The 13,022-nt window shown below is 62.9% G+C and carries 13 protein-coding genes; 6 read left to right on the top strand and 7 right to left on the bottom strand.

From position 1 onward, the window contains the following. Positions 1-2 precede the first annotated feature (2 nt). The 6 genes from FJ960_RS09320 to FJ960_RS09345 all read left to right on the top strand — a co-directional run bounded on the left by FJ960_RS09320 (position 3) and on the right by FJ960_RS09345 (position 9,034). Complete coding sequence (locus FJ960_RS09320) at positions 3-1,469, top strand: alpha-glucosidase/alpha-galactosidase (RefSeq protein WP_140504749.1); 1,467 nt, start codon at positions 3-5, stop codon at positions 1,467-1,469. A gap of 158 nt (positions 1,470-1,627) precedes the next feature. Beyond that, on the top strand, positions 1,628-3,709 hold the full coding sequence (locus FJ960_RS09325; RefSeq protein ID WP_140713388.1) for an ABC transporter substrate-binding protein: 2,082 nt from the start codon (positions 1,628-1,630) through the stop codon (positions 3,707-3,709). A 113-nt stretch (positions 3,710-3,822) separates the two neighbouring features. Continuing rightward, on the top strand, positions 3,823-4,830 hold the full coding sequence (locus FJ960_RS09330) for an ABC transporter permease (RefSeq protein WP_140713390.1): 1,008 nt from the start codon (positions 3,823-3,825) through the stop codon (positions 4,828-4,830). Then, positions 4,831-5,967 carry an ABC transporter permease gene (locus FJ960_RS09335; RefSeq protein WP_027146562.1) on the top strand — a complete coding sequence of 379 codons (1,137 nt, stop codon included), beginning with the start codon at positions 4,831-4,833 and terminating at the stop codon, positions 5,965-5,967. 9 nt (positions 5,968-5,976) lie between these two features. Beyond that, the gene (locus FJ960_RS09340) at positions 5,977-7,644 is read left to right on the top strand and encodes an ABC transporter ATP-binding protein (protein WP_140713392.1); all 1,668 of its coding nucleotides are present in this window, start codon (positions 5,977-5,979) and stop codon (positions 7,642-7,644) included. Between the two features lie 19 nt (positions 7,645-7,663). Continuing rightward, complete coding sequence (locus FJ960_RS09345; protein ID WP_140713394.1) at positions 7,664-9,034, top strand: alpha-glucosidase/alpha-galactosidase; 1,371 nt, start codon at positions 7,664-7,666, stop codon at positions 9,032-9,034. Positions 9,035-9,066: 32 nt separating this feature from the next. Here the strand turns inward: FJ960_RS09345 and yacG are convergent, their stop codons facing one another. The 7 genes from yacG to FJ960_RS09380 all read right to left on the bottom strand — a co-directional run bounded on the left by yacG (position 9,067) and on the right by FJ960_RS09380 (position 13,004). After that, positions 9,067-9,264, bottom strand: a complete 198-nt coding sequence (gene yacG / locus FJ960_RS09350) for a DNA gyrase inhibitor YacG (RefSeq protein WP_140504739.1) — start codon at positions 9,262-9,264, stop codon at positions 9,067-9,069. After that, entirely contained in the window at positions 9,261-9,887 is a 627-nt protein-coding gene (locus FJ960_RS09355) for a Maf-like protein (protein ID WP_140504737.1), read from the bottom strand. Before FJ960_RS09355 ends, yacG begins: the two co-directional genes overlap by 4 nt. An 18-nt stretch (positions 9,888-9,905) precedes the next feature. Then, positions 9,906-10,124: a translation initiation factor IF-1 gene (gene infA, locus FJ960_RS09360; protein WP_006329283.1), complete on the bottom strand. Its 219-nt coding sequence runs from the start codon at positions 10,122-10,124 to the stop codon at positions 9,906-9,908. Positions 10,125-10,322: 198 nt separating this feature from the next. Continuing rightward, positions 10,323-10,793, bottom strand: a complete 471-nt coding sequence (locus tag FJ960_RS09365) for a low molecular weight phosphatase family protein (RefSeq protein WP_140504733.1) — start codon at positions 10,791-10,793, stop codon at positions 10,323-10,325. After that, positions 10,781-11,266 carry a UPF0262 family protein gene (locus tag FJ960_RS09370; RefSeq protein WP_140504731.1) on the bottom strand — a complete coding sequence of 162 codons (486 nt, stop codon included), beginning with the start codon at positions 11,264-11,266 and terminating at the stop codon, positions 10,781-10,783. The genes FJ960_RS09365 and FJ960_RS09370 overlap by 13 nt, the downstream gene beginning before the upstream one ends. Positions 11,267-11,272: 6 nt before the next feature. Next, the gene (gene hisD / locus FJ960_RS09375) at positions 11,273-12,565 is read right to left on the bottom strand and encodes a histidinol dehydrogenase (protein WP_140713396.1); all 1,293 of its coding nucleotides are present in this window, start codon (positions 12,563-12,565) and stop codon (positions 11,273-11,275) included. A 7-nt stretch (positions 12,566-12,572) separates the two neighbouring features. Further along, positions 12,573-13,004: a DUF2948 family protein gene (locus tag FJ960_RS09380; RefSeq protein WP_140504728.1), complete on the bottom strand. Its 432-nt coding sequence runs from the start codon at positions 13,002-13,004 to the stop codon at positions 12,573-12,575. Positions 13,005-13,022: the final 18 nt, after the last annotated feature.

Genomic DNA, 13,022 nt, shown 5'->3' on the forward strand with positions numbered 1-13,022 from the left:
TGATGAGTTTCAAAATCGCTATTATCGGCGCCGGCAGCGTCGGTTTCACCAAGAAGCTGTTCACCGATATTCTCTGCGTGCCTGAATTCAAGGACATCGAATTCGCGCTGACGGACCTCAGCGAGCACAATCTCGGGATGATCAAGGCGATCCTCGACAGGATCGTCGAGGCGAACGGATTGCCGACCAGGGTGACCGCGACAACCGACCGCCGCAAGGCAATCGAGGGCGCTCGCTATATCATCAGCTGCGTGCGGGTCGGCGGCCTCGAAGCCTATGCCGACGATATCCGCATTCCCTTGAAATACGGTATCGACCAGTGTGTCGGCGACACGATCTGCGCCGGCGGCATCCTCTACGGCCAGCGCAATATTCCGGTGATCCTCGATTTCTGCAAGGACATCCGCGAAGTCGCCGACACCAACGCCAAATTCCTCAACTACGCCAACCCGATGGCGATGAACACCTGGGCGGCGATCGAATACGGCAAGGTCGACACGGTCGGCCTCTGCCATGGTGTCCAGCACGGCGCCGAACAGATCGCCGCGGTGCTGGGCGCGAAATCGCCGCGGGAACTCGACTATGTCTGTTCCGGCATCAACCACCAGACCTGGTTCATCGATTTGCGGCTGAACGGCCGAAAGATCGACAAAGATGAGCTAGTCGCCGCCTTCGAGGCGCACCCGGTCTATTCCCAGCAGGAAAAGCTTCGCATCGATGTGCTCAAGCGTTTCGGCGTCTATTCGACTGAAAGCAACGGGCATCTTTCCGAATATCTGCCCTGGTACCGCAAGCGCCCCGACGAGATCACGCGCTGGATCGACATGTCGGACTGGATCCATGGCGAAACGGGCGGCTATCTCCGCTATTCCACGGAAACCCGCAATTGGTTCGAGACCGAATATCCGCAATTCCTCGAAGCGGCATCGAAGCCGATCGACGCCTCAAAGCGCTCCAACGAGCATGCCAGCCACATATTGGAGGCGCTGGAAACCAACCGCGTCTATCGCGGCCACTTCAACGTCAAGAATGACGGCGTGATCACCAATCTGCCGCGCGACGCCATCATCGAATCGCCCGGTTTCGTCGACCGTTTCGGCATCAACATGGCCGCCGGCATCACACTGCCGGAAGCCTGTGCCGTCACCTGCATGGCCTCTATCAACGTTCAGCGCATGTCGGTCCATGCCGCCATCTCTGGCGACATCGATCTTCTGAAGCTTGCCGTGCTGCACGACCCGCTGGTCGGCGCCGTGTCGACGCCGGAGGAGGTCTGGCAGATGGTGGACGAAATGGTCGTCGCCCAGGCGCAATGGTTGCCGCAATATGCCCACGCGGTTCCTGCGGCCAAAGAGCGGCTGTCGAAATCCACAGTCAAGACCCGGGAATGGGCGGGTGCCGCGCGGCGGAACGTGCGCTCGATCGAGGAGCTGCGGGCAGAAAAGGCCGCGCTGAAACAGGCTGTCTGAAAACCGGGCGCGGCGGCGGACCCTCGGGAGGCAGGTCCACCGCAGTCAGCCGCCCGGAGAAATCACGGGAGAAGTGTGAAGCGGTTCTCCGTCCGGATTGCATAGAGACATAGACAAGACGAGCAGCAGCAAACGTCTGAACACGAGGGAGGACAGTAATGAGGAACCTACGCAGCATTGGCATTGCCGCTGGACTGGCGCTGAGCGTCTCCGTTCCAGCGCTCAACGCTTTCGCTTCCGAACCGACCGTCCCGCCGGTGCCGGCGACGTTTCCGGCGGAGGGCAAGATCAAATACGTGGCGCGCGACTCCATCCTGGAGTTCAAGGCGCTGCCCGAGTATCACGAGCCCGGCTGGGTGACGGAAAAATACGTCAAGGCCGGCAAGCTGCCGCCGGTCAAGGAAAGGCTGCCGAAGGAGCCGCTTGTCTTCAAGACGGGCAACATGCCGAACGGCGTCGGCGTCTACGGCGATACGATGCGCCATGTCATCGGCGGCCGGCCGGAAGGCTGGAACTACGGCGCCGGCCAGACCCAAGGCTGGGGCGGCATCGACATCGGCCTTTCCGAGTGCCTGACGCGCACCGCGCCGCTGTTCCAGGTCGAGGCGAAGGATACCGAGCCGCTGCCCAACCTCGCCAAAAGCTGGGATTGGTCAGCTGATGGCCACAAGCTGACCATGCATCTCGTCGAAGGTGCCAAATGGTCCGACGGCGTGCCATTCAACGCCGACGATGTCATGTTCTACTGGGACGACGAGGTCATGGATCCCAACGTCTCGCCGCTCAACGGCGCCACCCAGGAAACCTTCGGTGTCGGCACGACGCTCAAGAAGATCGACGAATACACCGTCGAGTGGACCTTCAAGGACGCCTTCCCGAAACAGCACCTCTACGCAATGGCCTATGGCACCTTCTGCCCCGGTCCCTCGCATATCTTGAAACCGCAGCACCCGAAATATTCGAAGAACACCTACGACCAGTTCAAGAACGCCTTCCCGCCGGAGTATATGAACATGCCGGTCATGGGCGCCTGGGTGCCGGTCGAATATCGGGCCGACGACATCATCGTCATGCGCCGCAATCCCTATTATTGGAAGGTGGACGAGAAGGGCAACCAGCTGCCCTATCTCAACGAATTGCATTACAAGCTGTCGACCTGGGCCGACCGGGACGTTCAGGCGGTCGCCGGCGCAGGCGACTTCTCTAATCTCGAGCAGCCGGAAAACTTCGTTGCCTCTCTGAAGCGCGCGGCGGAAGCGAATGCGCCGGCGCGCCTTGCCTTCGGCCCGCGCCTCATCGGCTATAACCTGCGCGTGAATTTTTCCGCCAATGGCTGGGGCAATCCGGACGAGCGCGGCCAGGCGATCCGCGAACTGAACCGCAACGAGGATTTCCGCAAGGCCGTCACCATGGCGCTTGACCGCAAGGCGCTGGGCGATTCCCTCGTCAAGGGGCCGTTCACCGCGATCTATCCTGGCGGCCTCTCCTCGGGCACCAGCTTCTACGACCGCAAATCCACCGTCTACTATCCTTTCGACCTCGAGGGCGCCAAAGCCGAACTCGCCAAGGCCGGCCTGAAGGACACTGACGGCGATGGGTTCGTCAACTTCCCGGCCGGTACCGCCGGCGGCAAGAATGTCGAGATCGTGATGCTGGTCAACAACGACTACACCACCGACAAAAGCCTCGCCGAAGGCGTGGTCGCGCAGATGGAGAAGCTTGGTCTGCGGATCGTGCTCAACGGGCTCAACGGTACCCAGCGCGATGCCACGCAATATTCAGGCCGTTTCGACTGGCTGATCCGGCGCAATGAGCAGGAGCTGACCTCAGTGGTGCAGAACACCGTGCAGCTCGCTCCAGTTGGCCCCAAGACCAGCTGGGATCACCGCGCGCCGGAAAGCGGGGAGGTCGATCTGATGCCTTTCGAGAAGGATCTCGTCGACATTGTCAACAAGTTCGTCTCGTCGGCGGATAATAACCAGCGCGCCAGTCTGATGCGGGACTTCCAGAAAATCTCGACCGAACACGTCTACAATATCGGCCTGACGGAATATCCCGGCGCGCTGATCATCAACAAGCGCTTCTCGAACATTCCGCAAGGCACGCCGATCTTCATGTTCAACTGGGCTGAGGATTCCATCATCCGCGAACGGGTCTTCGTCGCGGCCGACAAGCAGGCCAAATACGAATTGTTCCCGGAAGAGCTTCCCGGCAAGCCTGGAGACAAGGGTCCGATGTAAGTTTACCTCCCCTGACTGAGAGAGACCCGGCCGCGCCGCGGGCGCGGCCGGGACAAACCAACCCTCCGAGCGCCCCCAAGGAGCGTCCGGCGAGATGAGGAAGCGGACCGCCCATGCTGCGATTCCTGCTCACGCGTATAGCGTCGGCAATACCGGTTCTCGCCATTCTGAGCCTCGTCACCTTTGCCATCATCCAGGCGCCGCCTGGCGACTATGCCGATTACATCCGCTCGCAGTTGATCAACCAGGGCGGAGCCTCCTTCGCCGAGGCTGATGCTCAGGCTCAGGCCTATCGCGTCGAGCACGGCCTCGATAAGCCGCTGCCCGTCCAGTATCTCAACTGGATCGGCGGCATCGTCACCCACGGTGATTTCGGCTACAGCCTCTATTACAACAAGCCGGTGGCCGACGTCGTCGGCGAGCGCCTGCCGCGCACGCTGCTTCTGGCTTTGGTCTGCCATCTGCTCGCCTCGGTGCTGGGCATCACCTTCGGCATCTGGGCGGCGACCCGGCAATACACCTGGATCGACTCGACCCTGTCGGCGATTTCGTTCCTCGGCATGACGGTGCCGCGCTTCCTGATGGCGCTGATCATCGTCTATCTCCTGGTCTTCCAGTTCAATGTCTCGGAGATCGGCTCATTCTTCTCGCCGCAATATGGCGGCGCGCCATGGTCGTGGGCGAAGTTCGTCGACCTGGTCAAGCATGTCTGGCCGGTGGTGGCGATCGCCACCTTCGGCGGCCTGGCCTACAATATGCGCGTCATGCGCGGCAATCTGCTCGATACGCTCAACGCGCAATATGTCGAGACGGCCAAGGCCAAGGGCTTGACCGGTAGCGCCGTCGTGATGCGCCACGCCGTGCCGAATGCCCTGCATCCGCTGGTCATGTATCAGGGCGTGGTGCTGCCCTATATGCTGACCGGCGAGATCGAGACGGCGATCATCTTCGCGCTGCCGACCGTCGGTCCGGCGATCGTCGGCTCGATGGCGGTCGGCGACGTCTATGTCACCGCCACCTTCATGATGGTGCTGTCGGCGACGCTGATCGTCGGCAACATCATCGCCGACATGCTGCTCGTCCTGCTCGATCCGCGCGTGCGCCAGTTCGGGGAGGGTTAGATGCTGGCACGAGATCCTTCACCACCGCCACTGCCGGCCGAGCGAGCCACAGTGGCGCCCGCACGCGGCAATGAGAGCTACATGGCGCTTGTCTGGCGCCGGCTGAAGCGCTCCTGGACCGGCATGGCCGGGCTTTGGCTGGTCGTGCTGCTCCTGGTCATGGCCGTATTCGCCGAATTCCTGGCGCCGATGGACCCGAAGGCGACCGATGTCGGCTTCGCCCCGCCGCAGCTGCCGTCCTTCCACGACAAGGACGGCAATTTCGTCGCGCGGCCGAGGGTCTATGCACTGTCCGATTCGGCCGACCTCGATCCGGTCACTTTCCAGCCCATCGTCGGCCCCGACTACGACCACCCGAGGCTGCTTGGCTTCTTCGTCGAAGGCGCACCGTACAAGCTCTTCGGACTGATACCGGCGAACCGGCATTTCTTCGCCTCGACGGATGGCCAGCCGGTGCATTTCCTCGGCACCGACAAATTCGGCCGCGACGTGCTGTCGCGCGCCATCCACGGCTCGCGCGTCTCGCTGATGATCGCGCTGACGGTCGTCTTCATCATCACCGTCATCGGCACCACCGTCGGCATGGTCTCCGGCTATTTCGGCGGCCGGTTCGACGTCTGGATGCAGCGCTTCGTCGAACTGGTGCTCGCCTTCCCGCAACTGCCGCTCTACCTGGCGCTGACGACGTTGATCCCGGTCACCGCGCCGACCAATGTGTTCCTCGCCTTCGTCATCATCGTCATGTCGGCGCTGGGCTGGGCGCAGATGTCGCGCGAGGTGCGCGGCAAGACGCTGGCGCTGGCGCGCATAGAGTATGTGCGCGCCGCCATGGCGGTCGGCGCGACAGACCGGCGCATCATCCTGCAGCACATCTTTCCCAATGTGATGAGCCACGTGATTGTCGCCGTGACGCTGGCGATCCCGACGGTGGTGCTGCTCGAATCGTTCCTCGGGTTCCTCGGTTTTGCCGTCAAGCCGCCGCTGATCTCCTGGGGCCTGATGCTGCAGGACACCGCGACCTATTCGGTCATCGGCACTTATCCCTGGATCCTGTCGCCGGTCGGTTTCGTGCTCGTCACCGTCTTTGCCTTCAACGCGCTGGGCGACGGCCTGCGCGATGCCGTCGATCCGTATTGAGGGACCGGGATGACCATTGTACTCGCCGAGCCCTTCGCACCAGCTTTCCGCCTTGACCATGATGGGCGCCAGGGAGAGCCCGTCATCGATGCCCGCAACATCGAGGTGGCCTTCAAGGTCGAACACGGTGTCGTCGAGGCGGTCAAGGACATCTCGTTTCAGCTCTATCGCGGCGAGACGATCGCGATCGTCGGCGAATCCGGTTCCGGCAAGTCGGTGACGGCGCGCACCGTCATGGGGCTGCTGTCGCGCCGCGCCACCGTGTCGCCGAAATCGAGCATCTGTTACGATGGGCGGGACATCCTGAAATTTTCCGAAAGCGCCCGGCGCAAGCTGCGCGGCAACCGCATCTCGATGATCTTCCAGGAGCCGATGAGCTCGCTCAATCCGATCTATACGGTCGGCAGCCAGATCGTCGAAGCAATCCGGGTGCATCGCAAGGTGAGCCGCAAGCAAGCCTGGGCGCGGGCGCTAGAGTTGCTGCGGCATGTGCAGATCCCCGAACCCGAAGCGCGGCTCAAACAATATCCGCACCAGCTCTCGGGCGGGCAGCGGCAGCGCGTGATGATCGCCATGGCGCTCGCCAACGATCCCGACGTGCTGATCGCCGATGAGCCGACGACCGCGCTTGATGTCACGGTCCAGGCGCAGATCCTCAACCTGATCCGCAATCTGCAGAAAGAGCTGCGGATGGCGGTGATCCTGATCACCCACGATCTCACCGTGGTGCGCAAGTTTTCGGACTACGTCTATGTGATGCAGCATGGCGAAATGTGCGAGCACAACGTCACCGAACGGCTCTTCGCCGCTCCGCGGCATCCCTACACCCAGCGGCTGCTTGCCTCCGAGCCACGCGGCCGGCCGCAACCGCTGCCCGAGGGCAGCGGCACCATCCTCGAGGCGAACGGCGTGCGCGTCTGCTTCATGCTGCGCCATGGAACGTTCCTGAAGCCGGACTGGCGCGAACTGGTTGCCGTCGACGACCTCGACCTCAAGCTTTGCCGCCACGAGACGCTGGGACTGGTCGGCGAATCCGGTTCTGGCAAGACCACATTCGGCCAGGCGCTGCTGAGGTTGGCCGACGCCAAACGCGGCGAGATCCGCTTCGATGGCCAGCCTATTCATGGCCTGTCGCGAGGCGAGATGCGGCCGCTGCGTTCGCGCATGCAGATCGTCTTCCAGGATCCGTTCTCCTCGCTCAACCCGCGTATGACGATCGGCCAGATCATCGAGGAAGGGCTGATCGTCAACAGCATCGGCGCGACACGGCGCGAGCGGGTCGAGCGGGTGCGCGAGGCACTGGTCAGTGCCGGCATGCCGGGCGATATCCTGTCGCGGTTTCCGCATGAGTTCTCCGGTGGCCAGCGCCAGCGTATCGCGATTGCGCGGGCCATCGCACTCGAACCCGAATTCATCCTGCTCGACGAGCCGACATCGGCGCTCGACCTCTCCGTCCAGGCGCAGATCATCGACCTGCTGCGCAAGCTGCAGGACGAGCGTGGTCTGAGCTATCTCTTCATCTCGCACGACCTCAAGGTGGTGCGCGCGCTGTGCCACCGCGTCATCGTCATGCAGCACGGCAAGATCGTCGAGCAGGGCCCTGTCGACGAGGTCCTCACCAATCCCAAGACCGCCTACACCGAACGGCTCGTCAGGGCCGCTTTCGACGTGGCCTGAACACATGCCGGAGGTTACATTGGCAAGACATCCCAGGATCACTTTCATCGGCGCCGGTTCGACGGTGTTCATGAAGAACATCGTCGGCGACGTGCTGCAGCGCCCGGCACTTTCGGGCGCCACGATCGCGCTGATGGACATCAATCCGCAGCGGCTGGAAGAAAGCGCCGTCGTCGTCAACAAGCTGATCGCCACACTCGGCGTCAAGGCGAAGGCCGAGACCTACACGGACCAGCGCAAGGCGCTGGCGGGCGCCGATTTCGTCGTCGTCGCCTTCCAGATCGGCGGCTATGAGCCCTGCACCGTCACGGATTTCGAGGTGCCGAAGAGATACGGGCTGCGCCAGACGATCGCCGATACGCTCGGTGTCGGCGGCATCATGCGGGGCCTGAGGACCGTGCCGCATCTGTGGAAGATCTGCGAGGACATGCTTGCAGTCTGCCCGCAGGCGATCATGCTGCAATACGTCAACCCGATGGCGATCAACACCTGGGCGATCTCAGAGAAATATCCCGAGATCAGGCAGGTCGGGCTGTGCCACTCGGTGCAAGGCACGGCGATGGAACTGGCGCACGACCTCGACCTTCCTTACGACGAGATTCGTTACCGCTCGGCTGGTATCAACCACATGGCCTTCTACCTGAAGTTCGAGCATCGCCAGCCGGACGGATCCTACCGCGACCTCTATCCCGATCTCGTGCGCGCCTATCGCGAAGGCCGCGCGCCGAAGCCCGGCTGGAACCCGCGCTGCCCCAACAAGGTGCGTTACGAGATGCTGACGCGGCTGGGCTATTTCGTCACCGAAAGCTCGGAGCATTTTGCCGAATACACGCCCTATTTCATCAAGGACGGCCGCCCCGATTTGATCGAGAAATACGGCATTCCGCTCGATGAATACCCCAAGCGCTGCATCGAGCAGATCGAGCGCTGGAAGGACCAGGCGCAGGCGTATAGCTCGGCCCAACGTATCGAGGTCGAGGAGTCCAAGGAGTATGCCTCCTCGATCATGAATTCGGTCTGGACCGGTGAGCCGTCGGTGATCTACGGCAATGTCCGCAACAATGGCTGCATCACCTCGCTGCCCCGCGATTGCGCGGCCGAAGTGCCGTGCCTGGTCGATGCGTCCGGCATCCAGCCGACCTATATAGGCGACCTGCCGCCGCAATTGACGGCGCTGATCCGTACCAACATCAACGTGCAGGAACTGACGGTGCGGGCGCTGATGACGGAAAACCGCGAACACATCTATCACGCGGCGATGATGGACCCGCACACGGCGGCCGAACTCGACCTCGACCAAATCTGGTCATTGGTCGACGATCTCCTGGCCGCCCACGGCGACTGGCTTCCGGCCTGGGCGCGTGGTGATCGCAAGAACCAGGCCGCCTGACCGGCGGCCCTGGCTTCATTTCGGCCCTGGCTTCATTTCGGCTCGTCGGCGTCCGGTTCTTCCTCGTCGTCGCGAGCGGAGATGACATAGGCGCCCTTCAGCCAGCGGTTGAGGTCGATGTCCTTGCAGCGCGTCGAGCAGAACGGATAGGTCTCGCGCGCCGACGGCTTGCCGCATTCGGGGCAAGGGCGCTTGGGCCGCAGTGGCGTGACTTTGTCGTCCGCGCTCATGGTCGCGCGGACAACCAGTTTTGATGGGTCTTGAAACCTTCGCCCGACAACAGCGCCGCCGTCTCATAGAGCGGCAGGCCGACAATATTGGTGTAGGAGCCGACGAGCTTGACGACGAAGGAGCCGGCGAGACCCTGGACGGCATAGCCGCCGGCCTTGCCCCGCCATTCGCCCGAGGCGACATAGGCGTCGATTTCCTCGCGTGGCAGCCGCTTGAAACGCACCCGCGTCTCGACCAGCCGCTGGCGCATTTTGCCCCCCGGCGTGATCAGGCAGATGCCGGAATAAACCCGGTGCGAACGGCCGGACAACAGCCCGAGGCAGTTGGCGGCGTCATCCAGTGTCTCGGCCTTGGGCAGGATGCGTCGCCCGACGGCGACCACCGTGTCGGCCGCCAGCACAAAGCTTGGCGCATAGTCGGTCTCGGCCTTCAGCGATGCGAACGCCTTCTCGGCCTTTTCCTTCGACAGCCGTTTGGCCAGCGAGCGCGGATGCTCGGCACGCAGCGGCGTTTCGTCGATATCGGCTGGCAGGATGCGGTCCGGCTCGATGCCGGCCTGCTGCAAGAGTTCGATGCGACGCGGCGAACCCGAGGCAAGCACCAGCTTATGCAAAATGCTCATCGCGCTCGGGTCTTGATCTTACTTGAAACGGTAGGTGATGCGGCCCTTGGTCAGGTCGTATGGCGTCATCTCGACCAGAACCTTGTCGCCGGTCAGCACGCGGATGCGGTTCTTGCGCATGCGGCCGGCCGTATGGGCGATAATCTCGTGTTCGTTTTCGAGCTTTACCCTGAACATCGCGTTGGGCAACAATTCCGTGACGATACCCGGAAACTCGAGGACTTCTTCCTTCGGCATTCGATACCTTTGCTTGGATGACAGTTCCGGCGCCTAGAGCATGATGCCGAAAAGTGTGAAGCGGTTTTCCGACGACATCACGCTCTACTTCTTTGACCTAGAGTCGGATGATTTCAGGTCGGACAGGACCTGAAATCATCCGACTCCAGCCGGAATTTCGGCGGAACCTATATGATAATCGTGCGCTTGTGAACACGCTTAATCCGTCGCGTTTTTTGCTTCGGGAAGCAAAAAACGTCGGCTTATGCGTAACTTCAGCCGCTCGCGCACGTCGCGATAGCTTGCCATGATCTGTTCACGCGTGCCGTCGGCACCGGTCGGGTCCGGCGTCGGCCAGTATTCCACCTCGACGGCAAGCGAGCGGGTGAGTTCGAGTGCCGCATGGTGCGCCTCCGGCGCCAGTGTCACGATCAGGTCGAAATAGTCGTCCTCGAGATCGTCCAGCGTCCGTGGATGGCGTTCGCCCAGCGTCAGACCGTCTTCGGCAAGCACGGCATCGACGAACGGGTCGCGCTCGCCGGCGCGCACACCCGCCGAGGCGACGAAAATGGTAGCGGGAAGCATCCGGCGCGCCAGCTGCTCGGCCATTGGCGAGCGCACGGCATTCATGCCGCACAGGAACAGGACCGAGCGGGGCAGGGCGCCGGCGACCAGGATCAGCCCCGCCAGTGCAGCACGCAGACCAGCGTGAACAGCCGTCGCGCCGTGTCGAAGTCGATGTCGATCTTGCCGGAGAGCCGATCCATCAGCGTCTGCGAGCCCTCATTGTGCAGGCCACGGCGGCCCATGTCGATCGCCTCGATGTGGCTCGGCGTCGAGGAGCGGATGGCGTCGTAGTAGCTCTCGCAGATCATATAGTAGTCCTTGACGATGCGCCTGAGCGGCGTCAGCGACAGGATGTGGGTGACGACGGCGGCGCCGTCCTCGCGCGCCACGGCAAAGACCAGGCGGGACTCGGCCAGCGACAGCTTCAGCCGGTAAGGGCCTGTACCGCTGTCGTTGACAGGCTTAAAACTGTTCTCCTCGATCAGGTCGAAGATCGCCACCGCCCGTTCATGCTCGACATCGGGCGTCGAACGGCCGATCGATTCATCGAGTTCGACATCGATCAGTTTTGCGCGGGTTTGATCGTGGCCCGTCATGCCGGCCTACATGTTCAGACGTATGGCGACAGAGCGGCCATGCGCGTCGAGCCCTTCCGCCTGAGCGAGTGCGATCGCCGCCGGTGCCAGCATGCGCAACTGCTCCGGCCCGAGCTTCAGGACCGAGGTGCGCTTGACGAAGTCGAGCACGGAAAGGCCCGACGAGAAGCGCGCCGAGCGCGCCGTCGGCAGCACATGGTTGGAGCCGCCGACATAGTCGCCGATGACCTCGGGCGTGTGGCGGCCGAGAAAAACCGCGCCGGCGTTGCGCATCCTTGCGAGGAAGCCCTCGGCATCGTCGATGGCCAGTTCGACATGTTCGGCGGCGATACGGTCGACCAGCGGCAGCGACGCCTCGATCGTTTCGACCTCGATCACCGCGCCGAAATCGCGCCAGCTCGCCGCCGCCGTTTCCGCGCGCGACAGGCTCTGCAACTGGCGTTCGACCGCTTGTTCAACCGCTTTGCCGAAAGCCGGGTTGTCGGTGATCAGGATCGACTGCGACGACACGTCATGCTCGGCCTGGGCAAGCAGGTCCGCCGCGATCCACTCCGGATCATTGCCGCCGTCGGCCACCACAAGCACCTCCGACGGCCCGGCGATCATGTCGATGCCGACAGTGCCGAACACCCGCCGCTTGGCCGCGGCGACATAGGCATTGCCGGGGCCGACGATCTTTGCCACCGGCTTGATCGTCTGCGTGCCATAGGCAAGTGCCGCGATCGCCTGCGCGCCGCCGACGCGGTAGATTTCGGAGACGCCTGATATATCCGCCGCCACCAGCACCAGCGGGTTGACGATGCCGTGCGGTGCCGGCACGACCATGACGATGCGCTCGACGCCGGCTACCTTGGCCGGCACGGCGTTCATAAGCACCGAGCTCGGATAGCTTGCCGTGCCGCCCGGCACATAGAGCCCGACCGCCTCGATCGCGGTCCAGCGCGAGCCGAGCTCGACGCCGTCGGCATCCGTGTAGCGTTCGTCCTGCGGCTTTTGCCGCTGGTGGTGGGACCGGATGCGGTCACGCGCGAATTTCAGCACCTCGACCGTGGCCGGATCGGCCTCGGCATAGGCGCCGGCGATGTGTTCCGCCGAGACGGCAACGCCGAGCTCGGCGAGGTCGCCTCCGCCGAATTTCTGCGTGTAGTCGATCAGTGCCGCGTCGCCCTCGGCACGCACGCGCGCGATGATGTCGCGCACCACGGCGTCGACATCGGCCGATACCTCGCGCTTGGTCAGGAGAAAGGCGGCGAAACGCTGCTCGAAATCGGCGTCGGACTGGCGAAGCGTGATGGCCATCGTATGCTCAAGCCCTGTGTATGGGGCGCGACGTGGCTTCCCACGCGCCGCCAATATCGGCAAGGCGGGCCTCGATGCATTCGACATCGAGCATGATCGTGCCGCCGCCCGAAAAGATCAGTTCGACGATGCCCGCGGGCTTGCTGATCTCGATGAAGCTGATCGCCAGCAGGGAGAGAATTTCGGCCGGCTTGTCGCGCGCGATGCCGTTGGTCTTGGCGCCCAGCACCCGGTCGAAATGCAGCACGGCCTGCCGTCGCTCATTATGTTGGCGAAACAGGCCGGATTTGGCTTCCCACACGAAACGGTTCATGGTCAGCACGAAACGCTTGGCTTTGGGCAGGAATTCGAGGTCCGAGACCTTCATCACGGCGTCCTGGAGATGGGCCGAGACGATGCTCAGATCCTGGTCGTCGAGCGCGATGAGTTTTAAGACCATGCGGATTTCATACCTAGA

Source organism: Mesorhizobium sp. B2-3-11 (assembly GCF_006442215.1).
Taxonomy (GTDB): Bacteria; Pseudomonadota; Alphaproteobacteria; order Rhizobiales; family Rhizobiaceae; genus Mesorhizobium; species Mesorhizobium salmacidum.

Coding starts and splice junctions, on each gene's coding strand:
- FJ960_RS09380 (WP_140504728.1), bottom strand. CDS start 13,004: ATGGTCTTAAAACTCATCGCGCTCGACGACCAGGATCTGAGCATCGTC.
- FJ960_RS09335 (WP_027146562.1), top strand. CDS start 4,831: ATGCTGGCACGAGATCCTTCACCACCGCCACTGCCGGCCGAGCGAGCC.
- infA (WP_006329283.1), bottom strand. CDS start 10,124: ATGCCGAAGGAAGAAGTCCTCGAGTTTCCGGGTATCGTCACGGAATTG.
- hisD (WP_140713396.1), bottom strand. CDS start 12,565: ATGGCCATCACGCTTCGCCAGTCCGACGCCGATTTCGAGCAGCGTTTC.
- FJ960_RS09355 (WP_140504737.1), bottom strand. CDS start 9,887: ATGAGCATTTTGCATAAGCTGGTGCTTGCCTCGGGTTCGCCGCGTCGC.
- yacG (WP_140504739.1), bottom strand. CDS start 9,264: ATGAGCGCGGACGACAAAGTCACGCCACTGCGGCCCAAGCGCCCTTGC.
- FJ960_RS09340 (WP_140713392.1), top strand. CDS start 5,977: ATGACCATTGTACTCGCCGAGCCCTTCGCACCAGCTTTCCGCCTTGAC.
- FJ960_RS09320 (WP_140504749.1), top strand. CDS start 3: ATGAGTTTCAAAATCGCTATTATCGGCGCCGGCAGCGTCGGTTTCACC.
- FJ960_RS09330 (WP_140713390.1), top strand. CDS start 3,823: ATGCTGCGATTCCTGCTCACGCGTATAGCGTCGGCAATACCGGTTCTC.
- FJ960_RS09325 (WP_140713388.1), top strand. CDS start 1,628: ATGAGGAACCTACGCAGCATTGGCATTGCCGCTGGACTGGCGCTGAGC.
- FJ960_RS09370 (WP_140504731.1), bottom strand. CDS start 11,266: ATGACGGGCCACGATCAAACCCGCGCAAAACTGATCGATGTCGAACTC.